We start from the raw sequence: 26,201 nt of genomic DNA, 5'->3' as shown, positions 1-26,201 counted from the left end.
CTGTTATGGTGCGCGCCGAACGACTGAGCCTGGCGGCCAAGGAGCAAGAGACGGCCCGCGCTACGCTACATTGGCGGTTACTTCTGTATGAACCTGCTGGCCAGGCTGGGCTTCCTCAGACAGCGGGCCGAATTCGTATTGATTGCCCGGACCGGTTTGCAACACCTCAAATGCGCCCCGTTGACCGTCAATGACCAAATCGAGAAGTGCGTTCGCCACTTCGACTGGGGAGCGCGCGGTATCGCTTTGCAGCAGTAGATCGCCGCCATCCGGGAATCGGCACAGCATTCGGATGGGCAAAGCCGGCGCGCCGGCGCGGCCCGCGCCGTTGTCCTCGATTTGTATTGCGGCCCATGCCCCATGCTTGGCAAGTAGCAGTTGGACTTTGTCCGGCCTTGCTGTGCAGACCGTCAACCTCCGAAGGGTGCAACATTGCTCAATGGCCGAGATCATGCGGCCGAATCCGACCAGCAAGAGAGGACGCCCACCGTTGTCCGAAATGCGTTCTGCACGCCACCAGCCATGTCGATCCAATACAGGATGGTCGACGGACCCATGCTTGGCGAGTCCTGCGATCCCATGGGCGAGGGCTGTTGGCCGAGGGATGCTCGCACGTGTGTCGAACGCACCGCTTTCGTAGTAGCCGTCCTGTCCGACCAACATCGAGTTCCAGTCTACGGCGCCAAACAGTGACCAAGCCGTGACCGCACGTACGTCGGCGCCACTATCCTTTGCGGCCTGTGCAGCTTTCCATCCATCGACGAGCCACCGCAACTGTTCGTCGCGGGTTGATCCGTTGTGCAATTCAGTTACCGCGATCGGCAGATGATACCGATTCCAGAGTTCGTCGATCCTCGGCTTCAGGCCTGTACCATCTCCTCCGTCGGATCGGACGGCCGCGGTATCGACATAGAGGTCGATACCATTTCCACCGACCTTCTCGTCTGGATGTCGATCGATCTGGTCGTCAAGCATTCGGTCGCTGGTGAGGTAATAATCTAAGCCGATGATATCCGGCGCGCAAGGCTCCGCCATCAGGGCCGACAAATGTTCATCGTCAATCCCGGCCTTCAAAAGCGGTCGGTAGAAAGCATGCTCACCGTCAACTCGGCCGGCCAGGAGATCCAGAGCCAGCCAGCGGCGCTCGTTCTCATGGTCGGCCTGGTAGGCGAGTCGCTGAGTTGCAAAAACGCGGCCGATATCTTCTGTCTGCACGAGGCGAGCCGACGGGACATATTGGCGGATCGCCTTCATCGCCAGCGCAATCGCCCGGCATTGAGCGACTGTCAGCTGCAGGCACGTGGCCTCGTCAGTGCCATGCGGATACCAGAGCCCGTATAACCCACTAATGCGGGCAGTCGTCAGCGGCTCATTGATGGGTGTATACAGCTCTATCCATGGATAGCGTTGTGCGACCCGCCCGGCATATCGAGCGAGCATTTCCGGAAAATCCGGGTCAAGGATCTGCGTCCATGCCGGACCGCTGCCGTGGTGCATGAGCCCGGCTATCGGCCGCATACCGAGCTCGTCGATCCGTAGCAGGCGAGCATCAATCCAACTCCAGTCGCAGGAGCCCGCCGTGCGCTCAACCATCTCCCACAATACAGGATAACGAAGCGTTCCAATGCCGAGGCCAGCGATCAGTTCAAGATCGTCTATGCGGTTTAGATGCCCTGTTTCATGCAATTGATTGCGCACCGCCTCGTGAATGCGGACGTGGCTGCATTCCACGCCGCCCCATATCTCAAGCGGGTCATTCATTCAGCAGCCTCGGCCTGGATCGGAGCGATCCTCGCCGGCAAACTTTTCTGAATTCGAGCGAAAGTCGCCAAAGCCTGACCGACGACCTGGTCCATGTTGTAATAGCGATATGTGGCCAGTCTCCCAACGAACCAGACGTCCGGAGTGGCTCCTGCCAGCGCTTCATACCGTTTGTAGAGGGCCTCGTTCTCAGCCCGTGGTACGGGATAGTACGGGTCGCCGATGTCTGTTGGATATTCATAGGTCAGGCTGGTCTGGGGGCTCTGCTGACCGGTCAGATGTTTGTATTCCGTGATACGGGTATACTCTTCCTTCTGCGGATAGTTGACGACTGCGACGGGCTGGAATTGCTCGCGATCAAGCGTCAGGTGCTCGAACCTCAATGATCGGTACGGCAGACGCCCAAGGCTCCAGTCAAAATACTCGTCGACTGGACCTGTATAAATCATGCGCCGAAACGGAATGCTTTCTCGGATGTCCCTGTAGTCGGTTTGCAGCATGATTTTGATTTTGGAATTGTCGAGCATGCGCTGGAACATGCGGGTATAGCCGCCGGCCGGCATCTTCTGGAACGTGTCGCCAAAATAGCGGTCATCGCGATCGGTACGGGTCGGGACCCGAGCCGTCACGGACTTACTCAATTGAGACGGATCCACACCCCACTGCTTCCTGGTGTAGCCACGAAAGAATTTCTCGTAGAGTTCCCTGCCGACTGTGCTGACCACCACGTCTTCAGCTGTCCGCACCTCCTCCACCGCTTCGCGGCGAGAAAGGAAAAACGCCTCAAGCTGCTCGGACGTAAAGTCGAGATCATACAGCTTGTTAATCGTGTCGAGATTGATCGGAATCGGCAGCAACTTGCCATCAACCGAAGACAGGACACGATGCTCGTACGGGCGCCAGGCCGTGAACTGTGAGAGATATTCGACAATCGACTGGGCGTTGGTGTGGAAGATGTGGGGCCCATACTGATGAATAAGGATCCCAGCCTCATTGTAGCAATCATAGGCGTTACCGCCGACGTGACTGCGCCTGTCAAGCAGCAAGACACTCTCCTGCCGTTGGGATGCGATGCGCTCGGCGAGCACGCTCCCGGCAAACCCGGCGCCGACTATCAGCCAGTCGAACATGGTCACGCACTCCGCCGAAACGGCAATACGTTCTTCGTGGAACGGGCGTGCTGAATGTGACCCGCCATCGCGAACCACGTTTTTTCCCACGACATGTCGATGAGATAGGCATCGACATTCCTCAACAACTGGTCGCGCGGCTGCGCCAAAAGGGACCGGAGTTTGAATTCGACGTCATCGGCGTCGACGATGTCCACGAGGCCTTCGGCGCCATAAGTTCGCACAACATCCACGATGGCGGTTGAAACAAGCGGTACGCCGGCCGCCAAAAATTCTGGTGTCTTGGTTGGGCTGATGTAACGGGTCGCAGCATTGAGTGCAAAAGGCATCCATCCGGCATCCCAATGCCTGAGGTATTGAGGCAGGTCCGCGTAATCCTTGCCACCCAGCCAATGCAAATTGGCTGCGACAGGAAGACCGGCGGGATCGATTTTGACCACCGGTCCAATCATGATGAAGTGGACGTCGGGCATCGCCAAGGCGGCCTTTGCGACGAGGTCGACGTCCAGCCGTTCATCGATCACGCCGAAATAGCCCACTCGGGGATGAGGTATCTGTTGCTGATCGACCGCGTCTTCTCCTGGCCCTCTGGCCTGATGAAAGTGCGTAAAATCGATGCTGCTGGGGAATGGAAAGATTGCCCGATGCAGGCTTCGCTTGGCCTCATAGAGGCTCTGGCCGCCGGTAAACACGACATCGGCCCGTGTCAGAAGCTCCCTTTCCATCTCGACGAGCTCGGGCGGCGCGTCCTTGAAAGCTGATAGCTCGTCCATGCAGTCGTAGACGCACACATCACAAGAAAGATGGTCGCTGAACCGCAATGCCATTGGTGTGTAGTACCAAGTCGTCAGCCGATCTTGGGGGGTTGAGGCCACTATCAGATTGAGGAATCTGCGTTGGACAGCGTCTGCGTCTGGTTGACCTGTTCCAAGGGGAAGGATCGGAGTGACGACTCTGATGGTCGGCGAAACGTCGTTCGATCGCATAAACGCTTGTGGAATTTCTTCAAAGATCGGCTCTTCATAGTAAATAATATTCTTTGCCTTGGAAGCAAGAGTGAGTAGGTGTTGCGGCCGTTGATGTACGAAACTCCAACGTAAATGCGAGAAACATAGAAGCATCGATGGTTTTGCCGTCGGGAGTCTCACGTTCGATTTGCTAACGGTGTTTTCCATTTCGAAGCCTTTTGACTGTTTTGTTGGAGGTTCATACAACAAATGTTAATCGCGCCGTTTATTTGTCATTTCTTACCTCCGGCTCTAACTTCCCAGGAAGCGAGTCGTTCCGCTGTAAATCCAATTCCTTTAGCCGAAGGCGAGTGGCTTCACTGGGCCGACAGGACAGGCAAATCATGTGGGAAAGGGCGGAGCTGCCGCGTTGCGGACAGCTAGCGCCAGGCCGGGTGCAAACGATCGTTAATCGTGCGTTAATCGCCGATGCTACAAAGTTAACAATCGATGAACGATTCGGTGCCTCGCATAATTGCCCCGCGCGGTTAATTGGGTGGAAGCGAATGTCGATCAATTTTGAAACGAACGTTTTCCCGTTGTTTCATCCAGCCTCTGTTGACGATGTGAAGGATCCCTGTCCGGTATTCGATGGGAAGCTCTGGCACATGTTCGGCTCGAGCGGCACCGTTACAAGCGAAACGTGGAGGATCCTTCATGCCACGGCTCCCGACCTTTACGGCCCTTGGGTCGAGCATGAACCGATCGTTTTGCCGGTGAGTGGATCAGGTGTGGCTGCGCCAGGAGTCATCCATGAGAGCGGCGTCTTTCACATGTTTATCCAAACGGAATTCATGAAATCCGGTGGTCGCTGCGAGCACGTCGTTTCGAACGATGGTTTTCATTGGGTGGTTCTCAACTCGGCGATTGTTGCCTTGCCGGATACCGATGAAGACGGGATCTACGACCCTCATCCGGCGATCATCGGCGGCAAACGTTACATCGTCTACTCAGGCATGCCGAAATTTACAAAAGTGCCGCAACCAGACATCTATCTTGTGCACAGCCAGTCCGACTCATGGTTCGGCCCATGGAAGCGACTCGGCAAGATTCTCGATCATATTGACTTGCCTCACCACAACTCGCGCCAGCACCCAGACTATGAGTGGGGCATCGAAGGGGCCCAACTTGTGGAGCTACCGGACGGCCGTATCCTTCTAAACGCGACCTGCTTTCTTCCAGATGGCCCGCGCGGCAGCCGGCAGCGTGTCTTTTTCGCCCTCGCTGATCGGGTCGAGGGTCCGTATCGAACCGTTGGGCCGGTGCTTGAACCCGAAGAGGCTGGCGAAAACGGTCATTCGACCGTCATGATCGAAGGCGGCCAGCTCACCTTGTTTTATCAGTGCCGTCGTGCAGCGACGAACCACCGTTGGCGGTACGGAGTAGCCAAATGCGACCTAGACGGCGTGGCTCTGTCGCAAGTCGCGTGAATTGTCCAAGGCCTTGCTTCGTGCTCCAACACTTCGCGGTCGTTGCCGTGCCTGGCGATGAATTCACGAGGCGGCGTCGGCTGTAAGCCCGAAATTGCTGGCGAAGCAAGCCGACCTCATACTCTGGTCGCCGGCGACACTGTTTCAAGCCTAGCTGTTCTTATCGTCAGCCATTTGGTTTCTTCTTTGCTGCTGAGGGGTTCTGCCCGGTCGCAGCCTTTGTCTTCGCATCCTTCGAATGGGCGGCTATCGCGGGGCCCGCACCGGTCGCTTTACGCATGTCGCCGCTCTTCTCATTTTCGGCCGGCTTCTTGCCGCCAAGGCCGGAGAAGAATTTGCCGAAAAAGCCCATCTCACTCTCCTTCGAGACTTGTTTCCGCTGCATAGGTAAGGGCGGTGGAGCCCTGGTGATCGACCACCAGGGCTCGCGAAGACAGGACCGATGGAACCGGTCTTCGTCAGGCCGCTTCGGCCGCGATGTTTACGGCCGACTCGGCAAGTTCGGTCAGTGCCGCGTCGGTTGCTTTTTCTTCGCCGAGCGTGAGGTCCAGGAGATTGACCGCCTCGGTCAGTCCGAGCTCCAACGCCCAAGTCCGCAAAGTCCCGTAGCGAGAGATCTCGTAGTGCTCCACAGCCTGTGCTGCTGCGAGCAGGCCGGCGTCGAGGGCAGGGGATTGCTTGTATTCCTCCATGATCTCGGCGCCCTCCTCGGTGATACCCATAATGGCCGCACAAGTCTTCGCCACCGGCTTCTTGCCGAGCACTTCAAACACCTCTTCGAGACGAGCTACGTGCTCCTGAGTTTCGCCGCGATGCTTTTCGAAGGCGGCTTTCAGATCGGCGCTCTGCGCCGCCTTTGCCATCTTCGGCAGTGTCGCGAGGATCTTCTTTTCCGCGAAATAAATGTCCTTGAGCGTGTCGTGAAAAAGTTCGTTGAGGCCTTTGGATGGTGCCTTGGTCGTCGCCATAGCGTTTTCCCTTTTTGTTGTTGTCACCGCCTCATCGACTGGAGGCGCCCCAATAACAGCCTGTTTGCGTACTCGTTCCCGGCGGAAGTAAATTTTATGAGTCGCGGAGTTGGATGTCTTCGTAGGTGCAAATCGCCACGATCTCGCCGCTTGCGTTGCGAGCCCTTACGGCCCATCCCACTGGTGCCTCAGATTTTTCGAGTGCGTCCTTCCACAGATCCTCTGCGGATCGGTTTACCTCGTCCTGAACCGCCTTCAGATTTGGCAAGGAAATGCCCGGCATTGCCCGAATAATTCCCTTGTCTCGGTATTCAAAAGTGTAGAGCTCCGAGGATCCGCCTGTGTCTGTAATCTCAACATCGGGTCGATCGAAGGCTACGATCTGGACCATCATTTGCTTGGCTGCTTCAACAAGCTCATCGTCTCTTCGGCCTTCGTAGCCCGCCGCGATGGTAACGCTCACTGTTTCGCCGCCTTCGCCAAGAAACTCCACGACGTTGCCGAACGTGTGTCGGCGTACCACTGTGTTCATGAGTTCCATTCGACACCTCCCGTTTGTCCGACGAGAATGCGCAGAAAGGGATGATGTTCCTATCGAAAGCAGAAAGAATTGCCGCACGAAACCGACCCGACTTTTAGGAGGCCTTCCCAGGCTGCACGTGGCCCGACCATTTCAGCCCTTGCAGTTTGCCAATGCCGTGAACGGGCGTTCAGTGCGCCTTGTTCCTTGTAGCCCAAGTCCGCCCGTTCGGCGCGCTTGTGGGAGAACGGCGGCGTCGCTTGGTAGTTTCTATTCATCCGTGGGTGACAGCCTTTTGATCATCCGTTCAGCTTCAGTTAGAGGTGGCTCGGCAAAATTGGACAGGGTGATAAGTGGAATTTCTGCCTGAGATCGGCATGAGTGCCGGAACAGGAGAATCACGAATGAGCAGACGACCACGCCGGAACCACAGCCCGGCTTTCAAGGCGAAAGTTGCGCTTGCGGCGATCAAGGGAGAAAAGACGCTGGCCGAGCTGGCGCAGCAATATGATGTGCATGCGAACCAGATCACGGATTGGAGAAAGCAGCTTCTGGACGGGGCCTCGAACGTGTTTGGCGCGGCGGAGAAATCGGAGCCGACGGTGGACATAAAGGCCCTCCATGCCAAGATCGGAGAGCTGACGCTGGCCAATGATTTTTTAGGCTCGGCGCTCGGCAAGGCCGGCTGGTCGGGGAGCGCAAGACGATGATCGACCGGGAACATGAACTGCCGATTGCCAAGCAGGCGGCCGAACTGGGGATCAGCCGCGGCAGCGTCTACTCCCTACCCAAGCCGACATCGGCGGCAGACCTGAAGCTGATGCGGCGCATCGACGAATTGCACCTGGATTACCCGTTCGCGGGCAGCCGCATGTTGCAGAAGCTTTTGAAGCGCGAAGGCTATGAGACGGGTCGCCTGCATGTGCGCACCTTGATGAAGCGCATGGGTATCGAGGCGCTCTACCGCAAGCCGCGCACTTCGAAGCCGGGCGACGGGCACAAGATCTATCCGTATTTGCTGGGCAAGCTGGCGGTGACGCGGCCCAACCAGGTCTGGGCGACGGACCTGACCTATATCCCGATGGCCCGCGGCTTCTGCTACCTGGTTGCTGTCGTCGACTGGTTCACGCGCAAGGTACTGAGCTGGCGGCTGTCGATCACCATGGATGCGGCGTTTTGCATTGAAGCCCTCGAGGAGGCGCTGGCGACATACGGCAAGCCCGAGATCTTCAACTCCGATCAGGGCAGCCAGTTCACCAGCCATGACTTCACCAAGGTCCTGCTCGACCGGGAGATCAGGATCAGCATGGATGGCAAGGGCGCCTGGCGCGACAACGTCTTCGTCGAGCGTCTCTGGCGGTCGGTGAAATATGAGGAGGTCTATCTCAAGGCCTATAACAGCGTTCGCGAAGGGCGGGCGTCGATCGGAAAATATCTCGATTTCTACAATCGGCGACGTCCGCATTCCAGCCTTGACGGCAGAGCGCCAGATGAGGCCTACTTCACCCCGCTACCGCTTCCCGAGGCGGCCTAACCAGAGGCAGTGTTCCACTTATAAATCGGGAATTCCTGTCCAAACAAACCGAGCCACCTCTGTTTGCGCTATGCCAAAAAGGGCATCTATCTCGTGCATCCGGGCTGACAAGCCATCCTCCGCTAGGTCGCGCCTGATCGCCCTTACTTGCTCTCTTGTCCGCTTGAGAGCCGCTAATTTCAGGTCTTCGCCCGGGTGAGGGTAGCCGTTGGCGTTTTCGACCAACCAGGCAGATGCCAAGATCAAGGACGCTCGGAAGATGTATGCCCCGTCCTCGTCTCGAACCTTAATCCAGAAGAGCCGGTTGGGACCGTCTGGGAGTTCCTCCCGTGCAATATCAGGCAGCACGCGGACAGCGTAGTCACTGACTTCGGTTAGAGACTCACAGATTTCTCCGTCCTCGTCTCCTGTGAATTCCTTGCCGTCATGGATATCGAAAAAGTAGCGCGCCATCTCGATTTCCTCCGATGACGGGCGGGGAAAGGCCGTCGCAGGATAAGGCACAGCGTAATATTAGGTTCCTGCGCTCAAGGTTTATCGCGCTGCCATTGCTTGTTTCGTGCCGCAACAGCCGCCATGAAAGCTTTTGCGGCACCGTCACAGGCCGTTCTCGAAGGTCCGTTGGCATACAGAACGACCTTAGCGGCTTTCAACGTCATCCCGTACTTGTCGGCAAACAAGGCGGGATCGTAGGGGTGATTGTCGGACACGGGATCAAGATCAACCAACATTTTGGCCATTGACCTGCTCCTTCCTGATGATCCAGTCGATTATCTCGGCGTCGACCTGCTTGTGGCCCGTCAGATCTTTGACCAACTCTGTAGCGTGCTGGATCCAGCGGCTCTCTTCCACCAGCCCTTCGGCAATGGATGACCTGAACGCTTGTCGCACGATATGAATGTCGAGTGCCGACACCGGCACGGGATTGATGTCTTCCATCATTAGCTCCTTGGGGCGGGAGCACAGCGAACTCTCAAGCGCCGGAGCCCACGAATGGCCGGCGACATAACCAGGAGACAACCTTCCAAGGACACTGTCGCGCTCAAATGTTAAGCGGATGCGGGATGGGGTTATCGAGGTTCTCGGTTCATGCTGAGATAGGTGGGGTCGAATTCGGCGATTTCCGTTAGCCGATTCCAATCAAGAATGGTGACGTTGTGGTTAGCCCAGCTGATGACCCCGACTTTTCGCAAGGCGCCGATAACACGGTTCATATGCACGACCGAGAGGCCAAGCACGTCAGCCAATTCTGCCTGCGAAATTGGTAGGTGGAAACTCATGCCGTTCGTACGCTCCACCACCTGAAGTCGGACGAACAGTTCGCACACAAGATGCGCCAGATGGGCTGCCTTCGAGCGCCTGCCCATAGCGACGATCCATTCGCGGTGGATGGCTCCGTCTACCAACGTATCAAGCCACAACAGTCGTGTGAGATGGGGAGCCTGCTCGGTGATCGCGCGCAACCGACTGTGGTCCGCAACGATCACACGACAAGGCGAAAGCGCTATGATGCCGTGGTCCATAGTCTTCAAGAGAAAGGCGTGAAGATCGACAAAGTCGCCAGGCACCTGCAACGACGTAAACTGCCGTCCACCATCCTCCAAGACCTTATATCGCGCCGCCAGGCCATCTAGGATCAGGGTGCTATACATTGGCCTTGAGCCAGCAGAAACCAAATCCTGACCAGTGGCGAACTCCTTTTCGAACGCCATTGCGCCTGCCAGCAGCGCCTTCTCCTCGTCTGAGATCGCATCGTGTTGGCCAAGGTTCAGGTACAGTGACTCAAGCATCGCGACTCCGTGATACACGCCGGCATGGCACCAATGGCCTGGAGGGCTCCGCACTGGGTCAAGCACGGCCAGTATGATTTGCATCTAACCAGCTGCAGGAATTGCGATGAAAGTTCTGTTCGTCGCACCGTTTCCAGTCGCTCCTCACTTAGGAGCACAACTCTGCCAACTTCGGAGGGTTCCAATGGCCTGTAACGCGTCTATTGGCATATACCCGTTAGACGCCTCTTGCCTTGGTTATGGTCTGTCGCGGGCGGCAAGTTCCATGAATACGGCTTCCCGATCTCCGCGATGTTTTTGCATGAGCGACAGAGCCTGATCGCGATCAACGCGACCGATCTTCATGATGAACTCGAGCTCATGCCGGGGCATGGCGGTGCGGACCATCCGTCCCCAATCGAGACTTTGCTTGCCACCCGAAGTGTTACTGTTCCCCATGATACTACCTGACATACTACCTGACGACGCGGGCCGACCCCGCTGCTGATGTCACCTCCTGATTGCCCGGCGAGACTAGCCGCTTAGCTTCCTCTCGCGTCAGCCCAATGAGATCCTTGCCAGCAATCTCGGCCGGCAAGTCAATTAGCACCTCCACAACGGCCCAGGTGCCCGAAGGCTCTTGTATCGCAGGAAACCTCACCCACCGCTCCAATGCTTTTTGATCGCTTATAATCGGGCTGGAATGACTTTGTTCCCAACCTTCTAAGGAGAATTCCGTGTGCCCCTGATGACGCTGATGACGAGGCAAAGCCGCCTGCGGAACTTTAAGACGGGCGCGGAGTTGGATTTTTCTCAAAGGAGGAGGATTTCCATGGCTGATAAATCCAAAACCAATTCTGCCACGCGATCCCCTGGAAGGGGCCCGGAGGCCGATGCCGAAGGTCAGTCCGAGAAAAATCATAAAGGCTCTACGAATGACGGGGTATCAAGCGCCAATCCCCGCGTCTTGTCGGGCGAGGATGACGGGGACGCGACGTTCCCGCTCAAGCGCAAAAAATAGATTATCGGGAGGCGTGGCTTATTGCCGACTGGAGGGCCGTCCGAAGTCGATACATGTGCCGGTGCAGCCTACCTCTATGGGGCGGCGAGCTAGACACACATTGAATCTAAGATTGCACCATAGCTGTCTTTCGTCGAAGTTGGGCGAAACCCCTTTCGAGACCGCTGCCGGGCGCAGGTCGGGGAACTGGTAGTGGAGCAATGGCCCCGATTGCTGCCGCCATAGCATGTGCGAGCGCATCGGCCCGAGCTCTATCCAAAGAGGCTCTGCATTCTTCTATCGCATCCCATTCGTAGGTCGCGCCTGATCGGGTGACGATCTCAGCCCTCGGATGCCGCTCATCTGGCGGCGTCGACACAGCTCGAGCAACGGCCTGCTCAAACAGATCGAATTGCTCGCCCACCACATTCGGAGGGGCAAACCACGTAGCCGGCTCGTCTAGTCTCTCAGACATGCCCATCATGACTGGCGATCTACGCCCCTCTTTTTGACGCATCCGACATGGTGCTTTTCTCCTTTCCACCGGAACGCAATCGCTGCTTCCCCGTTCGGCCTTGGCATTGCGCGGGGAGAACCATGCACGATACCTTTTTCACAATCCCAATTATCGTTGAAACGGAAACGGTAGGCGAGTTTTGCACTTTGAGTAGCGCCTCCGAAGCCGCCATCTTCATGATTGAACGTTGGCTCGAACCGCGCGGGCCAAGGTACCAGGCGGCACTCCAGGCTTGCACAGGCCCTCCAACTACAGCTGAAGACGTCGAGAATGCTCGGCGTGCCTTTCTTATGGCTGCCAAGGAGGCTTGCCTAAACATCATTGCTGTTCCGGTGCAGCGGGACGCTCCATCGCCCCGCTCGGTCGAGCAGCCCAAATCGTCCTACATCGTGGACGAGAAGCGACGCGACCGAGGGGATAGAGAAGAGCACGAGGACTTCCTCGTCCGTTTTCTTGCGCGGGAAACGGGCATCACCGAAGCGCAGGCGCGTGAACTGATCGATATGATTGGCACGGATCGCGAATCTTTGCAGCGAGAGGCCAGAATATTGAAGGGGCGGCGTCGATGAGCACCCGCGGCACGAACTTCCCGCGGAAATCGATCAGCAGTAGCGTTCCCGAATGGTCGGCGCCGATCTCAGTTCCGTGGTCTAACTGACGCAGAAGCTGTTTCGGATGCGACAGCTGCCGGAATCACCAGCGACGAGATCCAGCAAGAACCAAGCAGCGGCTGCCAAACGATCCTAGACGTGATCGAAGCAGGTCAAAATAGGTGTAGCCGTTGCGTTGCCCCTAAAGCTGCTCGTCGCCGGCGTCCGCTATCTCGTCCTTGAAGGTAACTTTCGTACCCTTCTGCACCATGGAGGCGAGGTCTTCGGCATCCCAATTGGTCAGCCTGACGCAGCCATGCGAGAAGGTCTTTCCGATCTTGCCGGGTGCGGGCGTGCCATGAATGCCGTAGCTTTCGATAGAGAGGTCGATCCAGATCGATCCCACCGGATTGTTCGGCCCCGCAGCAATGGTGAAGGGCCGCTTGGTCTTGACGCCCTTGAAAGCGAAGTCGGGATCGTAGTGATAGGTCGGATTGCGCACGACGCGTTTGACGTCTGCCTGGCCACTCGGCGCCGGCTTGTCGTCGCTGCCGATCGAGGCCGGGTAGACTGCAAGCGCTTTGCCGGAAGGATCGAGCACGCGCACCACGCGAGCCTCCTTGTCGACCTCCACCCCGGCAATGGCGGCGGGAGGATCGCCCCGACTAACATCTGGGACCAGCAATGTCGTGCCGGCCTTCCTGAAGCCGATGCCAGGATTGAGCCTTCTAAGCAACTGTTCGCTGATATGGAAGCGCTCCGTCAGCTTCTCGGCCGGATTGTGATAGCCGAGCCTCGACAGACGGGCCATCCTCTCCAGGCGCGCCGGAATGCGCTTGGTAAAAGGACCGCGCACATCCTTGCGCGTCAGCTCATAGGTGACCAGGACCGGACTCAAGGAGGTTGCCAACAGCTTGTCCCAGGTCTCCCGAGTGAGCTTGCCATCGGACGGGAATCCGTTCGCCGTCTGAAAGGCCCCAACCGCTCTGGCGAAGTTCTCTCCAAGGCGGCCGTCGATCAGGCCCGGCGAGAAGCGCGCGCGATCCAAGAGAATTTGCGCCTTCAGAACGGCTGGGTTGAAGCCTTTTGGTTCGCCTGAAGCGAATTGTGCCTGGTTGACGGCGGTCAGGTCCAGCTTGGCCGCTTTCGTCCCGCCGCATGTGAGGACCAGCGCTGCGACGACGACAACAAGAAGCCTGATCATTGAAGCTACTCCGGACGGGGCCCTTCCTCTATGACGCGGCACGGCCCATCTGGTTCCGTTTCCTTGGCTCAATGCGCCTGGTTCAAGGCTTAGCACGGCTTGACCTCGTAGCCGCTCCTCCCATCCTAGCCGCATAGATCCGTCGACCCTACCGCGGCTCGGCCGTCAAGTGGCAGGCTTCGATGAAAGACTCCACCCTAAGGCATCCAATGGCGATTTGAGACGTTGAGACTCACGTCAGCACGCTATCTACCGAAGTAGGTAGCCAACGACTGGCGCAATTTCGGAGACTCCCAAATGGACATTCCTAAAGGCGCTACCGTTGCAGTAGCTGACGGCGAGAGGCTCAACTTGTTTCGCAACTCAGGAGACGAAGCCAATCCAAAACTGACGGCCTCGGCAGTTGAAGATGTGACAAACGACAACAAGGGCTCTGGCGCCCGTCATCAGAGCAGCTCCGCCAATCCAGACAACAGTCAAATCGAGGAAGACAGTTTCGCAGCCGGAACTGCCGACCTGCTCAACCGACAAGTTCTCGGCGGACAAATCGACAATCTGATAATCGTCGCCGCTCCTCGAACGCTTGGGGAACTGCGTAAGCATTATCATCAGAAACTATCGGCCGTGCTTGTTGGCGAAATCGCCAAGGATCTCACGGGTCATTCGGCCCAGGAGATAGAGAAGGCAGTTGCCGCCGCCTAGATGGGCAACTTTCTATAGCGCCCGTCAAAAGGTTTGCCGGGACGCTGCGGAACTGACCGGCATGGGTCAAGCCGGGTGCTTGTTGCAGGCATCATGCTGCAATCGCAACAGGAACTCTCTGGGAATAACAAAGTGCGACCCGGGCCCGATGAGCACTCTCCTCGTCGACCTCGGCAATAACCAAGACAACGCCATCTCCAGCGGTCTGATCGAGGCCCTTGTTGGCTGAATCCGCGAGCGTGCCAAGCAGGCCGCCGACGAATCCACCGCAAATCACAGCACCAACCACAGCTGTTGCCAACCAACCAGCACCGAAAGGAAGAAGGCCATACATCGCAAAGGCAGGAGCAGCAAACAAACCAGCGGACGAGCCGAAGGCCGCCCCCACGACAGGTGCAGCTGAAACTGCTCCCGTATCATCATTCGGAGATCTGAAAATAGTGATGTCCTCCCGACGAACTCCTGCCAGTTGCAGGGCGTCGGCGGCGCCTGCGGCTTCGGCATAGCAATCATAAAGCCTGCCAATCGTTTGCATAATCGCGGTCACCTTCCTTCGGCATTATCGGCTGTCGCCGCCGCTCGGGCAGGGACAGTTGAGAGCGCACGTTCATTGGTTGGCTGTTCGTTCAGGTATAGGGCGCCGCCCAGAACGCCGAACACAACCCCGATCGCAATCAACCCAACCATCAGGACGGCAATCGCGGTGGTCGGACCATTGCCAGTGTTGACTTCGAAGCGCTTCCGCATTTCCTTGCCTTTGCGTCCAATAGGGGTGACGCCGTTAAACGGGTGGCGCGCCGGTAATTGCAATCCGTGCCAGAACGCCAATTTTGTCCGGACGTTCCCCTGACGGGCCTTAAGAGGCATAGGCTCAGACTTCTGGGCACACGTAGTTGCGACCAAGGTCTGATCAGAGGCGTCAAACAGGTCCCGAGAGGAACAATGCGCGATGGCGGACCGTTAGGGATTCCCTGCGCGGGACTCGGGTTGGTCAACCGGCCAAGCAACTGTCCAAAGCTCGCTGGGGAGTAGGCTGGTTACTATGAGGTGCTGTTTCGACTATCGGAGTTTTGCTTGTCATCGAACCCCGTCCGTCAAGGGTAGGTGGCCCACTCCCTTATTGCGCCGGTTTGTGCGGCTCTCGGCTGGTGTTTCAGTGGGGGTGGCGCTGGCTTTCACGCCCTGCATTCTCAAGCTCGACTACGCCGGCGGACTTAAGGTCGAACTTGCTGCTGCTCATGCGAAGAACAGCAATGGTGGCAAGGGCAATAGCGGTGGGGGCAACAGCGGTGGGGGCAACAGCGGGAAGGGCAACAGTGGTAAGGGCAACAGTGATAAAGGCAACAATGGTAAGGGCAGCGGCAATTCCACCAGCAATAGCGGAACCGGCCCCGGCCTCGCAGCCGGTGACAAAGTAACGGTGCAAGGCAACACCATCGAGGTCCTCCACGCCGACGGTATCAGTGAACGCATTGAGGCCGGTCGCTTCAAGATGAAGGACGCGCTTGGCCGCACCATCATAGATCGCGTCGCAAAAGCTGCGGACATAAAGCGTTTGAAGGGTTTGTGACTTCAAGGAGTTCGGGAATACGGTTCGATCCCGAATTGGATTTGGTGAGTTTGGAAGCTAAGAGGGGTCAACCAAGGCCGCTCTTGGTTTGATGCATCAGAAGGGCCGCCTCTGTGCGATTGCGCACATTGAGCTTGGCAAATACCCGCGTCATGTGATGCTTAACTGTCTTCTCCTGCAGGGCAAGCCGCTTTGCCACTTCCTTGTTGCTTAGGCCCTCCGCCACGAGCGACAGTATTCCGGCTTCACGATCGGAGAGCCCTGCAAGGACATCAGCTTTCCGCTTCTCCGGCCGGATCAGGTCGTTCAACAGTTGGGCTGACAGCGTCGGGGAGACGTATTTTTGTCCAGCAGCGACGCAGTTCAGGATCTCGGCTAGCGAAGTCGAACCGACCCCTTTCAGTATGTACCCTCGAACACCAGTCTTGAGCGCCAGTGTCAAATCGGCATTTGCCTCCGAGACGGTCAGCATGACGATCTTCTGGTCGGGGCGCATCCTCAGGATGTTTGCAGCAGCGGTGAGCCCCCCTCCTGGCATGCTTATGTCAAGCAGCATTATGTCTGGCTGCCCGACTTGGGCAAGCCTTTCGGCATCGGCAGCGGTGGCACCTTCACCAATGATTTCGAACCCTCCGATTTCGCGCAGGCTGCGAGCGACACCCTCGCGAAACAGCGGATGATCATCAACGATGATGATGCGGACGACGGCGGTCATTGTTGCTCCTCGATAGATAGAGTGATGGTCAACTGCGTCCCTTTGCGACAGGAGGAAATGTCGAAATGTCCGCCTATGCTCTCTATGCGTTCCCTCAAACCGGCAAGTCCAAGCCCTTCCCTTGCCGCCGGGTCGAAGCCGGCGCCACCATCGACTACTTGGATAACGAGCTTGCCCCCCGTCATTCTTGCCTCGACCGCCTGGTCTTTGCCTTTTCCATGGCGCCAGGCGTTGTTCAGACCCTCTTGGGCGAAGCGATATATGCTGATCTTCTCCGACGTTCCGAGGTCAGGGAGCTGGGCAGGAAGTGAGAGCGATACGGAGGATGCCGTCCGGCGTTCGTGCTCGGCAACGGCAAGTCGCAATATATCCGCAACTGCCGCGTTTTCGATCTGTGGCAACACAAGGCCGTTGCAGATGGCGCGTATCTCGCGCATCGCTTCATCCAGCGTGTGATGAATGTCGGCGATCTCGGCTTTACGACGGTTCGATGATGCGGTGGGGGCGACCAGTAGCGGGCTGTCCATGCGAAGGGCCGCTAGCGCGATAAGCTGGGCTGGACCGTCGTGGAGATCGGCGCCGATGCGACGCAGGTAGCGCTCGTTGATCGCTGTGGCGCGACGGGAAGCCCGCTGTACGCGATGCCGCAACGAGGAGTTTTGCAACAGCAGTGCCTGAAGCTCGGCAACCTTTGCCTCAAGCGCTGAGCGCTGTGTTTGGATCGTGCGACTACCGCGAAGGACGATGCCAGAGAGCATCGCCAATGCTGCCGCCGTCGCTCCTGCCACCACCAGCCAACTCGACCACAGGCTCGAATTCAGAGTTGCCTGAAAGTCGTCGGCGATTTCGTAGAACTCCGACACGGCAACCACATCGCCAGACCACGGCTCGCGCATGGGATTGTAAATTTCAAGTAGTGGCTCGCTCGTGGCTCTGTGCTCCTGCCTTTCGATGTCGTCCAGCTGGTCGAATTCGACCACTACATTCCCCTCGAACGCATGGATCAGGTTTGCGCTTGGTCCGACCATTTGACCGATCAAAGTTGGGTCCTTGGCGTACAAAATCTTGCCGTCACGGCGCCAGAGTTTGAAGGAGACCAGCCGCTTTCCAAGCGCGCCCTGGTCTAACGTCTCGTCGAGCGCCCGCCTGACCCCCTCACTCAGCTCCTGGCTCTTGCGCATATCTGGCAAGAGCGGCGCGATCACGCTGTCGACATAAAGGGCGGTGGTGCCGGCCGAGTTGCGCATAACCGCTTCCCTGATCTGCGATGTAACCCACAGGCCGACCACAAACATCACCGCCAGCAGACCAAGACCGCCAGCAATGAGGAATTGCAAGGCCAGCGAAAGACTGTTCCAACGTTGATAGAAGTCCTGAAGGTATCGCACGGTTCCACTGATGTCTGAGCTACACGGGTCGTGTCGTCCGTACCCTGCATAGCTCCGACAACTAGAACGGTTGGTGGTGCTAACAAGTGCCCAACGGATTATCGAGCTTCAAAACCTTCCACGGCGCATTACTCCTGATGGCACGGTTCGGTGGGAGGCGCGCGCGAACCCCATCAGGGCAAGAAGCGACGTAGCTGCGCCGATATGCAAGACAAGTCAGCCAAGCACTATTCCAAACACGAGAAAGCTGACGGCCATCGCCAATATCGGTGCGAGCAACCAACGCGCCTGACTTACACTTCTATCCATCTGATTTCTCCGAACTTTCCGAGAAAACAACAACCGTGGCGGTAGGCTGTTCCACGCAACGTCATGCGCAAGACCATTGCGTTTTACGATCAGACTTAAGTCGTATGTGCCGCCCGACCGAAGCCCCGAGACCGGAACGTTTGAGATAGTCCCAAGTTCGCTTTGTAGGGCGGCTGACCTCGTGCGCCGGCCTAACAACCTAACAAGGAGAAAATCATGAGAATGCATTTTACGGGCGCCGCTGCGGCGTTGTTGCTTTTCGCTGGTATCGGTGCGGCCGCTGCCGACACCGTGGTGATTCAGCCGGAACAGGAAACCGTCATCCGCGAATATGTGAAGAAGCAGCCGCTCGCATCGGTGAAGCTGCCCGGCGTGGAACTCAATATCGGCACGGCTCTGCCCGACACGGTCGAGCTTCGCGAAGTTCCCGACGTCAAATATCGCTACGTCGTGATCGACAACCGTACGGTTCTTGTCGATCCCGAAACTCGCACCATCGTGAAGGTCTATGACTGAATTTGAACAGATGAGGCGCTAAGCCTTCGGTGTGCAGCTCATCGCTCGCCGTGCCGCAGGCGCGGCGAGCTTTTTCACGTAGGAGAATGTTTGATCTTGCTTAGCTGTGGCGCCGAAATCCGGCTAAGTTCATGCTGGCTCTGCACATCTTGACGAGCGACGCCCGGTTTTTAGCTTTCGCGGCGATCGCAAGACTAGCACCTGGCACGTCGCTCCCGCGGCCGAGCGCCCGTTGCCCGCCGCGACTGCGCTCAGGGACTTTCGTTGCCGCCATCGCTGTCTCGCCGCGCGAAGGTCAGCTATCCAGTTCCCCGTCCTGAAACGGAACGAGCGGCAGACGCCCAATCCCAGATTTGGACCAGCCATTCTGCCGCCAAAGATGGCCACGCGAGCCGGCGCCCAGTTAAAGCTGCGACCTTAGCCAACTGGCAAGCCAGTCCGTGATCCTTTCCCGCAAGGGACGCGCTTGCCATTCTTCCAGGCTGATCTGCCTGGATCGCTGAAGATCTTGGTCGAACAAATCGATTTGCGTCTTCGCAAAATCTTTGCCGTAAACGTTAAGCGTAGCTTCGTCGTTCAGACGTAAGGAACGCTCGTCCAAATTGGCGGAACCAAAGCTCGCCCAGACATCATCAACGATCAAGAGTTTGGGATGGTACATTGTTGGCTGAAACTCGAAGATCCGAACTCCGGCTTTAAGCAATGCGCCCCAGAAGTAGCGCGAACTCTTTCGGGTTAGCGGCACGTCCGTCAACGAATTGGGCACGATGACATCCACCGATACGCCTCGTTTCCTGGCGTCCAAGATCTGCTGGAGGGCGATGTCGTCCGGCACGAAATACGCCATCCCGATACGCAAATGGTCTTTAGCGGCAGCTATCGCTGCCAGCATCATCAGTTCCATGCCCTCCGAGCCATTCGGCTGCGAAGACAGGATCAACTGGGCGTCAAGCGCTCCTGCTGGTTCGGGTGGAGGATAGAACTTCTCACCCTGCAATGTCTCCCCGGTTGTCTCCAACCAATTTTCCGCGAACGCCGCTTGGAAACCTGACACCGCCGGTCCTTCAATTCGATAGTGGGTGTCGCGCCATTCGTCCGGGTTGCGCGCGTTTCCTTTCCAGTTGTCTGCAATACCGACGCCACCGGTGAATGCGACCCGTCCGTCAACGATCAGCAGCTTGCGGTGGGTACGATTGTTTACGCGGTCAAGCGTATACCAGCGGACGGGTCGATAACGCTCGAACGTCACGCCGGCACTTGTCATGATGTGGATCAGGTCTTCATCGAACGGAAGACTGCCGACCCAGTCGATTAGGACGCGGACCTCAACACCCTCTTTGGCTTTGGCCGCAAGCGACGATGCGAACTCATGGCCGACGGCACCCGACCAGTAGATGTAGGTTTCCATATCGACGGTCGAATGAGCCGCTCGGATCGCTTGCAGCATCGAAGGAAAAATCTCGTCTCCGTTGACCAGGGTTTGGACGGCATTGGAACTGAACATCTGCCCTTGCGAAAAGCTGGTCATGGTCCTGGCGAATTGGGGGTCCGACGCATCGAAACGATGTGGGACGAGCGATCGCAAAACGCGCGGCTCTGGGGTCAGATTTATGACCAGCAACGTGAGCAAGCTGGCGATGACAGCAATGGCTCCGTAAACCAGTCCCTTGCGCAAACGCCCAAATCTGATCGCTTTCGCGCTTGCCCGGGAAGCCACGAGACCGGAAGGCCGCACCTCAGTCCCTCTTTTGCTTGCAAACGTGACTACCAAACGCCATCAGCACCAGAAATGCTGCGGGACGGGAACTTCCTGCTCCGAATGAGGTGAGCACGCTCGTGATCGGGTGATTTGCCATCTTCAAGAACTTGCAACGGTGGCGCTGGTTCCCTGGCGCCGTTTGCGACTAACGGGATCAAAACATAGCGGCGTTTGCCGCACGTCAGGGTATGCCCCAAAGTGGCGTAGCATAATCTCTCACCGACGAAAGCGGCTGGGCTCGACCGCAACGAAAGCGGCTCGTTCATGCATTTGAAGTTTGCCGCGCCTCGAAGCCGACCGGGGTTCAATTCGACGGCTTTCGCTCTCAAGCATTGTAGGACTTAAGTCGCCGTCCCTTGGGGCTGAAGTCGTAAAGGGGAACCAACCCATGGAGCAGCCGTTTGCCCAACAGTTACAGTAACAAGGAGGAACTCATGGCGGACGGACCTACCATTGTAAACTCAGGCGGCGGTGGAACCGCCGTCGCGATTGTTCTTGCCGTCGTGGCGATTGCGATCCTGCTGCTCTTCACCGGAATTATTAATCTCGGCGGTGGCGGCGGAAATGACGTCAACGTCAAGGTGGATGTGCCGAAAGTGGAGGCCCCTGCGACCTCGACGGCGCCCGCGCCTGCCGCCCCAGCACCGGCAACGCCTGCACCGGCCGCTCCCGCTAACGGCGGTTGAGCGTTGGGCAGAGGCTTCAGCGCCGGCGGGAGGTTGGTGGCGCTGGAGCCTTTTTGCTGAAAGTTTTTCGATATGGAGCGAAGGCAATGGATGAGCGACACAACAGTGTAGTGGAGGCTCGGTGGCTCCTTGCGGTACCAGTTTCACTTGCACTGACGGTTCTCTTAGCCGGCTTCTTACTAACGTGAACCGATTTCTGTTTCTCACCGCTGACTTTCTGTCGCGTCCGCCCGGCTTTTATTTGTTGGTCGGGGCAATGGTTCTCTGCACGCTTTTGGTGCCCTTCGGTCTTACAAATGCCGTCACCTATGCGTTGTCGGTTGCGGCCATCATCATCACGGGCGTCGTGCTGATCCAGGGCTATCGCGACACCGCCGCCATACACGCCAAGCTGGATGAGCTAATTATCGCTTTGGCAGAAACGAGAAACGACGTAGTGGGGCTGGAGCATGCCGAGCCTCATGAGATCAAATCCAAGCTCACGGAACTCGAACAAGAAGCCAAGCGCGCCTCCGCACAGGTAGCGCCCGCCGCGAACTCGACACGGGCGGCTCTGAAGGATCCTCGCGCCTAAATAACCTCTAGGTCTCTAGCCGACCAATGGGTGGGACTGTTTTCAATCTGTCAGACCACACTCTGGCTACTCCAGACCCCCGCTGGCTCCGGCCGGCGGGCTTTTTGCGTTGCAGGAGGAACTTCGTTGATCGCGGCCTGTTGAGTCGACGCAGCAGGTTCTCACGGTTCCGGCTGCTGACCAGGCTTCCCTCAAGTCGTGGTCGGCCCACGCCTTTGCGACAGGGGCGCGGGCTTTTCTCCCAAATGAAGGATGCCTTATGACAAAGACCAAAAAAGAAAGCTCGACAGGGCGGATGGGGCTTCCACGGTTTTGCGATCCTGATAGCTGCACTGCTCCTGACCGTAATCGCTTGGGGTATTGCTGAGTTGTACGGCGAGCAATCGAAGACGCCAGCCACGGAGGAGAGCGGTAGTTCCACGGTTCCCTCCGACCTGAATCCCGCGGAAAGCGATCCGGTTAAATCGAAAACCGACAACATAAACGTCGAACCAGTCGACACGAACCCTCAGGTCGATAAGAACCCAACGCCGCAGTCGAGCACGGGCGGGGATCGGCCGGGAACCCAGCCAGCACAGCCCCAGTGAGCTAGCGCGTCAACCGAGCAAGCAACGGTTAGGGAACATTCTTGCCGGTCCAGAATTCAATGGGTCTCCTAGCCGATGGAGGCTTTCTTGACCCGACGACGTGTCGACATAGAAAGATTGGAGAGAGCCGATCGCGAGTCAAAACTTGAGATCGAGGCAGAGCGTCAAGCTCGTGGTGCCAAGACAGCAAGGTTGCGGCAACAGCGCCTTTCTGTTGAAGCATCCGACGATAAGCCATCTCCAATCAAACTCTCGGTAACGCGCCGCCAAAAAACCAGCACGAGAGATTCTTGAGCTCAATTGAGGCGGACAGGGGAACCGGGAGGCGTTCACGACTTGTCGCGAGATGAGTACCCCGCGGGCAACTTCCTGCATCAATGGATTTCAAGCAACGTGCCCGAGACTGTCGGCGCCGATGTCATCTCGGTCGCGAAACTGACGCAAAAACTATTCGCCGACGTCAAGGCGCTCGGCATCAACAGCACCTAGATCTAGGAAGATACCGTTAGCGTGTACAATACCATCTCGACGCCATCGTGCACCATGACGCCGGCTAGCTGCTCCCATCCGTTTCAGAGCCTTCCTCGCGGCCTCATGGCTCGTTGGAGCGTTACGCAGTCGCTTACGCGGATTTCCGCTTCGAAGCTGCAGCTTTGCCATTAGCTGCCGTGCCACCCTCGCTGGCCAGGCTCTTGCGCAGTATCTCGGCAAGGTTGACCACGTTCTCTTTCGGCTTTGGCGCGGGCTTCGGCGGGGCCTTCCCCTTTCTTTTCGCGTCAATCATCGCGATCAATGCATCCTCGTACGTGTCTTCGAATTTCGACGGGTCGAACTGTGTGACCTTCTTGTCGATCAGCATGCCGGCGATTTCGAGCAGCTCGGGATCGTAGTCGGTTTTCTTGATATCCTTGAAGACGCTGTCTTCCGAGACCATCTCGTTATGAGTGCGAAGTTCGGTCAGCAACATGCCTTTCTCAAAGGGCTGGATGAGCACTTCCCGGCCGCGCTGGTAGAGTACGACACATGACCGGGCCGCCACCTTCTTTGTTTCCATTGCTTTGCGGATGACCTCAAACGCCTGGGCGGCGGCACCGTCCGCGGGGATCAGGTAATAGGGCTTTTCGAGGTAGCGCGTGTCGACCTCGCCCACGGGGACGAACTCGCCAATTTCGAGCGTGTGTTCGGACGTCAGCTTGAGCTTCTTGATTTCGTCCGGCTCGATGTGAATGAAATTGTCCTTGTCGATTTCGAAGCCCTTCACCTGGTCGTCGGCCTCGACAGTTTCTTCCGTTTCTTCGTCGATATACGCGCTCTTGACCGGCAAGCCGTCCCTGCGGTTCAGGATTTTGAAATGAACTTTTGAAGACTCGCTCGTGGCACCTACGATCTTGACGCCGCATACGACGGAACCAACCTTCAGAAAACCCTTCCAAACGGCACGTGGCGCGACCATGTCATACTCCCATGATTGATGAGGTGGAACGGACGCCTGCCCGGTTTGTTCCGGCAGGGGAGGGAACGCGTGCCATTGACCTCGGGAGATTCAGCCGGTGACCATTTGGAATTCCAGATCAAGTTGCGTGGAGCCTGCAAACGATTTTTGCGCGCTCTATCTCACGGCAGGAATTTAGCGAGGGTGACGAAAATGGCCGTGGCAAAGAAGGACCAAGAGCGCCTGTCCTATGCGTGGATGTATGTTGCGCAGGCTCGCAAGCACGGCAAGGAGCGAGTCGTGCCGCCGTTCTGGGACGAATACGGCGACGCCTGGCAGCAGGGCTTTGATGGCGAGCCTTTGGCGGCGGCAAGGCGAGGCCTGTCAGCGATCAACTGGAGACGGAACTTGACGAAAGCGCGGTTAGCAAACCGGCTTAAGCTGGAACCTAAGCGTCGCGTCGAACTTTATGGGTCGAACTTTATGGCAAGATGCCCGGTGCGGAGTCTTCCATGTGCAACGACTACGAGCAGCATGTAATTTGGGCTGAATAATGCCGGATGATGGCGTCGCTCGCGCTCAAGATTCCGATCCAGCAGATCGAACTTGACCTGCCACAGGCGGATGACATCCGAATCAATGATCCGGCGCCGATAGTGCGCGCCGACGGCGACGCGTTCGAACTGGCTTCGATGACGTTCGGCTTCCCGCCGGTAGGACCAAAAGGCGGGCCTGTGTTTAACTTCCGCTCGGAAGGCCGGCAATTCGGAAATAGCAAGCGATGCCTCATTCCGGCGTCCGCATTCTTCGAATTCACTGGCGCGAAATACCCCAAGGCGAAACATCGCTTCACGCTCAACGGCTCCCCGTTCATGGCTATCGCAGGGCTTTGGCGTGAAGCGGTCGGCAACAAGCCGCCGACTTTCACCATGCTGACGACCGATCCCGGGCCGGATGTCGCGCCATATCACAATCGACAGGTCGTAATCCTTAGACCTGAGAATTGGTCCGCTTGGATCAATCTGACGAGGCCTGAGGCAGAGCTTTTGCGGCCGCTTTCGGCCGGCTCGCTGTCGGTGGAGACAGTGCGGGCCGAAAGCTCGTAACTCGGCTGCGCAGCATTTACAACAACCGGCCAGCGCGTGTCATCGCGCGGGCGATGGCTAGTTCCGCTTCGACTTTGGCATTTTCCTTCTGCGTCATGTTGTCGGCAGCGATCAGCCGCTTCAATGAGCGCAGTATCTCACCGTGCACCCCACCGGCGTCCAGCATGCAGTCGACGATTCGCCTGAAAGCCCGGTTCCATGGCCTCTTCGCAATCGATCTGGCGGTCGGCGTATGCATCCTGATATTTCGGCGCGTTGATCATGCCTTGTTCAATTGACGCTTTTTTTGCCGGTATATTTCGGGTTCATGCGAAGCGCTTTTGCGATCTCCCCCTGCAGATGCTTCGACAGTCCGACGGCCATCTCGCCATCATCGATCACGCTGGCGATCAGCTCGGCGCCAAGAAGCGTATGGGCATACACCGCAGCCTGCGGCGAGAGCGTGTTGAGCAGCCTGGCTATCTTCTGCGACACGCGTTCGATCTCAGGCATCTCCTTGGCAATAATCGCGTTCACATAGGCCTGTTCTTCTTCGGTTACATGGATCATCACCCTTTTACTCCCGTCAGAGATAGTCGCTCGCCTTCATGCTCGCGTCCTGTCGCGCTTTGGTAGACAGTGAACAAAAAGAGAACAAAAATGTCAAGCGCGCCTTGACGAGCGAGGAATATGTTCCGTATCTCTGGCTCATTCAGAGGTGGGAAGGGATGATGGCGACGCGCCAAAGGCGCCGGCCGGCGAAGCTATGGCAAAAACGGCGGAGGACAATTTCCGAATTGAGGTTTGGGATCGAGAGGAAAAGGCTCTTGTCGAGACCATCTCTCGATCGCCGGATTCAAACGTGAGCCAAGCCGCATGGCAGGTCGCCATTCGACGCCGCCCGGGGATGCTGCTGATCCACTACAACAGCCGGCATGTGATGGAGAAGATCATCACTCCAGGCGAACCGACTGTTGAGCCGCAGACGATCGTAGAAGGCAGTGTACAACGCCGGTCTCGACGTCTCACTCGGCGATCTGCGCGAATGGCATACGCTGCGTGCGTGGTGCAAGAACTGCTCGCATCATGCGGAGGTGAAGCCTGCCAGCTTAATCGGGCGCTATGGCAAAGGCGCGCTAGCTGCGACAGAGGCGGTCCAGTTCGACTGGAGGTTCACAAGCTTTCACGGAATTGAGTTGAGTAGTTCGGCATCCGCCTCTGACCATCTGCCTCTCCCACAACGAGAAGAGGGGCTCGATTGTTGCCGAGTTGCCAAGCCCTTCAGGCGCCTTTCCCTCGAAGGCGTCACAGGCCATCGAAGCCGGCGCGAGCTTGCGGGCCCCGGCCGGATATCCGACCGGGGCTTGCCTAGCGGCTAATTCCTAAAAACCGAACCTAGAAACCGTATCGGATCCAAACACGTCTGCGATAGCAGCGGGTGCGCCGGC

General features: G+C 57.5%; 30 protein-coding genes. 11 read left to right on the top strand and 19 right to left on the bottom strand.

The window, feature by feature from the left end:
- Positions 1-60: 60 nt before the first annotated feature.
- From LHFGNBLO_RS32900 to LHFGNBLO_RS32890, 3 genes are read right to left on the bottom strand one after another with little or no spacing between them, the layout of a single operon-like run.
- On the bottom strand, positions 61-1,761 hold the full coding sequence (locus LHFGNBLO_RS32900; protein ID WP_258604303.1) for a family 1 glycosylhydrolase: 1,701 nt from the start codon (positions 1,759-1,761) through the stop codon (positions 61-63).
- The gene (gene glf, locus LHFGNBLO_RS32895; RefSeq protein WP_258604301.1) at positions 1,758-2,891 is read right to left on the bottom strand and encodes a UDP-galactopyranose mutase; all 1,134 of its coding nucleotides are present in this window, start codon (positions 2,889-2,891) and stop codon (positions 1,758-1,760) included. The genes LHFGNBLO_RS32900 and glf overlap by 4 nt, the downstream gene beginning before the upstream one ends.
- 2 nt (positions 2,892-2,893) lie before the next feature.
- Positions 2,894-4,066, bottom strand: a complete 1,173-nt coding sequence (locus tag LHFGNBLO_RS32890; RefSeq protein ID WP_258604300.1) for a glycosyltransferase family 1 protein — start codon at positions 4,064-4,066, stop codon at positions 2,894-2,896.
- A gap of 338 nt (positions 4,067-4,404) precedes the next feature.
- On the opposite strand from LHFGNBLO_RS32890, the gene LHFGNBLO_RS32885 reads away from it, so the two are divergent.
- Complete coding sequence (locus LHFGNBLO_RS32885; protein WP_258604297.1) at positions 4,405-5,328, top strand: hypothetical protein; 924 nt, start codon at positions 4,405-4,407, stop codon at positions 5,326-5,328.
- Between the two features lie 166 nt (positions 5,329-5,494).
- Here the strand turns inward: LHFGNBLO_RS32885 and LHFGNBLO_RS32880 are convergent, their stop codons facing one another.
- The 3 genes from LHFGNBLO_RS32880 to LHFGNBLO_RS32870 form a co-directional block, all read right to left on the bottom strand.
- A complete protein-coding gene (locus LHFGNBLO_RS32880; protein WP_258604295.1) occupies positions 5,495-5,680 on the bottom strand; it encodes a hypothetical protein in 186 nt (61 codons plus the stop codon).
- Positions 5,681-5,786: 106 nt separating this feature from the next.
- Positions 5,787-6,296, bottom strand: a complete 510-nt coding sequence (locus LHFGNBLO_RS32875; protein WP_258604293.1) for a ferritin-like domain-containing protein — start codon at positions 6,294-6,296, stop codon at positions 5,787-5,789.
- 94 nt (positions 6,297-6,390) lie between these two features.
- Positions 6,391-6,837, bottom strand: a complete 447-nt coding sequence (locus tag LHFGNBLO_RS32870; protein WP_258604291.1) for a DUF6894 family protein — start codon at positions 6,835-6,837, stop codon at positions 6,391-6,393.
- A 383-nt stretch (positions 6,838-7,220) separates the two neighbouring features.
- On the opposite strand from LHFGNBLO_RS32870, the gene LHFGNBLO_RS32865 reads away from it, so the two are divergent.
- A protein-coding gene (locus LHFGNBLO_RS32865) for an IS3 family transposase (protein ID WP_258599977.1) occupies positions 7,221-8,350 on the top strand; the annotation gives its coding sequence in 2 pieces (ribosomal slippage) (positions 7,221-7,479 and positions 7,479-8,350; 1,131 coding nt in all).
- An 18-nt stretch (positions 8,351-8,368) separates the two neighbouring features.
- Here LHFGNBLO_RS32865 and LHFGNBLO_RS32860 read toward each other — a convergent pair.
- The 4 genes from LHFGNBLO_RS32860 to LHFGNBLO_RS32845 all read right to left on the bottom strand — a co-directional run bounded on the left by LHFGNBLO_RS32860 (position 8,369) and on the right by LHFGNBLO_RS32845 (position 10,140).
- Positions 8,369-8,803, bottom strand: coding sequence for a DUF6894 family protein (locus tag LHFGNBLO_RS32860; RefSeq protein ID WP_258604290.1), 435 nt, complete (start codon positions 8,801-8,803; stop codon positions 8,369-8,371).
- A 74-nt stretch (positions 8,804-8,877) separates the two neighbouring features.
- A complete protein-coding gene (locus LHFGNBLO_RS32855) occupies positions 8,878-9,090 on the bottom strand; it encodes a hypothetical protein (RefSeq protein WP_258604289.1) in 213 nt (70 codons plus the stop codon).
- On the bottom strand, positions 9,071-9,289 hold the full coding sequence (locus LHFGNBLO_RS32850; RefSeq protein WP_258604288.1) for a hypothetical protein: 219 nt from the start codon (positions 9,287-9,289) through the stop codon (positions 9,071-9,073). The genes LHFGNBLO_RS32855 and LHFGNBLO_RS32850 overlap by 20 nt, the downstream gene beginning before the upstream one ends.
- A 131-nt stretch (positions 9,290-9,420) precedes the next feature.
- Entirely contained in the window at positions 9,421-10,140 is a 720-nt protein-coding gene (locus LHFGNBLO_RS32845; protein ID WP_258604287.1) for a Crp/Fnr family transcriptional regulator, read from the bottom strand.
- Positions 10,141-10,951: 811 nt separating this feature from the next.
- Here LHFGNBLO_RS32845 and LHFGNBLO_RS32840 point away from each other — a divergent pair.
- Both LHFGNBLO_RS32840 and LHFGNBLO_RS32835 read left to right on the top strand, forming a co-directional pair.
- Positions 10,952-11,140, top strand: coding sequence for a hypothetical protein (locus LHFGNBLO_RS32840; protein ID WP_258604285.1), 189 nt, complete (start codon positions 10,952-10,954; stop codon positions 11,138-11,140).
- A gap of 576 nt (positions 11,141-11,716) precedes the next feature.
- Entirely contained in the window at positions 11,717-12,205 is a 489-nt protein-coding gene (locus LHFGNBLO_RS32835; protein ID WP_258604283.1) for a DUF982 domain-containing protein, read from the top strand.
- 223 nt (positions 12,206-12,428) lie between these two features.
- Here LHFGNBLO_RS32835 and LHFGNBLO_RS32830 read toward each other — a convergent pair whose 3' ends face one another.
- Complete coding sequence (locus tag LHFGNBLO_RS32830; protein ID WP_258604282.1) at positions 12,429-13,430, bottom strand: L,D-transpeptidase family protein; 1,002 nt, start codon at positions 13,428-13,430, stop codon at positions 12,429-12,431.
- A 297-nt stretch (positions 13,431-13,727) separates the two neighbouring features.
- Here LHFGNBLO_RS32830 and LHFGNBLO_RS32825 point away from each other — a divergent pair, with 297 nt between their 5' ends.
- Positions 13,728-14,132: a host attachment family protein gene (locus LHFGNBLO_RS32825; RefSeq protein WP_258604281.1), complete on the top strand. Its 405-nt coding sequence runs from the start codon at positions 13,728-13,730 to the stop codon at positions 14,130-14,132.
- Between the two features lie 91 nt (positions 14,133-14,223).
- Here the strand turns inward: LHFGNBLO_RS32825 and LHFGNBLO_RS32820 are convergent, their stop codons facing one another.
- Positions 14,224-14,667 (bottom strand): hypothetical protein, encoded by a 444-nt coding sequence (locus LHFGNBLO_RS32820; protein WP_258604280.1) that lies wholly within the window; start codon positions 14,665-14,667, stop codon positions 14,224-14,226.
- 8 nt (positions 14,668-14,675) lie between these two features.
- Positions 14,676-14,960, bottom strand: coding sequence for a hypothetical protein (locus LHFGNBLO_RS32815; RefSeq protein ID WP_258604278.1), 285 nt, complete (start codon positions 14,958-14,960; stop codon positions 14,676-14,678).
- Positions 14,961-15,294: 334 nt separating this feature from the next.
- Here LHFGNBLO_RS32815 and LHFGNBLO_RS32810 point away from each other — a divergent pair, with 334 nt between their 5' ends.
- Positions 15,295-15,702, top strand: a complete 408-nt coding sequence (locus tag LHFGNBLO_RS32810) for a hypothetical protein (protein WP_258604275.1) — start codon at positions 15,295-15,297, stop codon at positions 15,700-15,702.
- Positions 15,703-15,769: 67 nt separating this feature from the next.
- Here the strand turns inward: LHFGNBLO_RS32810 and LHFGNBLO_RS32805 are convergent, their stop codons facing one another.
- Together LHFGNBLO_RS32805 and LHFGNBLO_RS32800 are read right to left on the bottom strand one after the other, a co-directional pair.
- A complete protein-coding gene (locus tag LHFGNBLO_RS32805) occupies positions 15,770-16,417 on the bottom strand; it encodes a LuxR C-terminal-related transcriptional regulator (protein ID WP_258604273.1) in 648 nt (215 codons plus the stop codon).
- Positions 16,414-17,805, bottom strand: coding sequence for a sensor histidine kinase (locus tag LHFGNBLO_RS32800; RefSeq protein ID WP_258604271.1), 1,392 nt, complete (start codon positions 17,803-17,805; stop codon positions 16,414-16,416). Before LHFGNBLO_RS32800 ends, LHFGNBLO_RS32805 begins: the two co-directional genes overlap by 4 nt.
- A 525-nt stretch (positions 17,806-18,330) precedes the next feature.
- Between LHFGNBLO_RS32800 and LHFGNBLO_RS32795 the strand changes: the two genes are divergently transcribed.
- Positions 18,331-18,630 (top strand): DUF1236 domain-containing protein, encoded by a 300-nt coding sequence (locus LHFGNBLO_RS32795; protein ID WP_258604270.1) that lies wholly within the window; start codon positions 18,331-18,333, stop codon positions 18,628-18,630.
- Positions 18,631-19,033: 403 nt separating this feature from the next.
- Here LHFGNBLO_RS32795 and LHFGNBLO_RS32790 read toward each other — a convergent pair whose 3' ends face one another.
- Entirely contained in the window at positions 19,034-20,305 is a 1,272-nt protein-coding gene (locus tag LHFGNBLO_RS32790) for a phospholipase D-like domain-containing protein (protein ID WP_258604268.1), read from the bottom strand.
- Between the two features lie 518 nt (positions 20,306-20,823).
- On the opposite strand from LHFGNBLO_RS32790, the gene LHFGNBLO_RS32785 reads away from it, so the two are divergent.
- Positions 20,824-21,075: a hypothetical protein gene (locus LHFGNBLO_RS32785; protein ID WP_258604266.1), complete on the top strand. Its 252-nt coding sequence runs from the start codon at positions 20,824-20,826 to the stop codon at positions 21,073-21,075.
- Positions 21,076-21,259: 184 nt separating this feature from the next.
- On the top strand, positions 21,260-21,649 hold the full coding sequence (locus tag LHFGNBLO_RS32780; protein ID WP_258604264.1) for a low affinity iron permease family protein: 390 nt from the start codon (positions 21,260-21,262) through the stop codon (positions 21,647-21,649).
- A 1,209-nt stretch (positions 21,650-22,858) separates the two neighbouring features.
- Here the strand turns inward: LHFGNBLO_RS32780 and LHFGNBLO_RS32770 are convergent.
- Positions 22,859-23,689: a Ku protein gene (locus LHFGNBLO_RS32770; protein ID WP_258604263.1), complete on the bottom strand. Its 831-nt coding sequence runs from the start codon at positions 23,687-23,689 to the stop codon at positions 22,859-22,861.
- A gap of 69 nt (positions 23,690-23,758) precedes the next feature.
- Between LHFGNBLO_RS32770 and LHFGNBLO_RS32765 the strand changes: the two genes are divergently transcribed.
- Together LHFGNBLO_RS32765 and LHFGNBLO_RS32760 are read left to right on the top strand one after the other, a co-directional pair.
- Positions 23,759-24,208: a hypothetical protein gene (locus LHFGNBLO_RS32765; RefSeq protein ID WP_258604261.1), complete on the top strand. Its 450-nt coding sequence runs from the start codon at positions 23,759-23,761 to the stop codon at positions 24,206-24,208.
- A 20-nt stretch (positions 24,209-24,228) separates the two neighbouring features.
- Positions 24,229-24,774: an SOS response-associated peptidase gene (locus LHFGNBLO_RS32760; protein ID WP_258604259.1), complete on the top strand. Its 546-nt coding sequence runs from the start codon at positions 24,229-24,231 to the stop codon at positions 24,772-24,774.
- Positions 24,775-24,790: 16 nt separating this feature from the next.
- On the opposite strand, the gene LHFGNBLO_RS32755 is transcribed toward LHFGNBLO_RS32760, so the two are convergent.
- Both LHFGNBLO_RS32755 and LHFGNBLO_RS32750 read right to left on the bottom strand, forming a co-directional pair.
- The gene (locus tag LHFGNBLO_RS32755; protein ID WP_258604257.1) at positions 24,791-24,940 is read right to left on the bottom strand and encodes a hypothetical protein; all 150 of its coding nucleotides are present in this window, start codon (positions 24,938-24,940) and stop codon (positions 24,791-24,793) included.
- 104 nt (positions 24,941-25,044) lie between these two features.
- Positions 25,045-25,323 carry a hypothetical protein gene (locus tag LHFGNBLO_RS32750; RefSeq protein ID WP_258604255.1) on the bottom strand — a complete coding sequence of 93 codons (279 nt, stop codon included), beginning with the start codon at positions 25,321-25,323 and terminating at the stop codon, positions 25,045-25,047.
- Between the last annotated feature and the right edge of the window lie 878 nt (positions 25,324-26,201).

The organism is Mesorhizobium sp. AR10, from assembly GCF_024746795.1.
In the GTDB taxonomy this organism is placed as follows: Bacteria; Pseudomonadota; Alphaproteobacteria; order Rhizobiales; family Rhizobiaceae; genus Mesorhizobium.
This window is presented reverse-complemented; position numbering and strand designations above follow the sequence as displayed.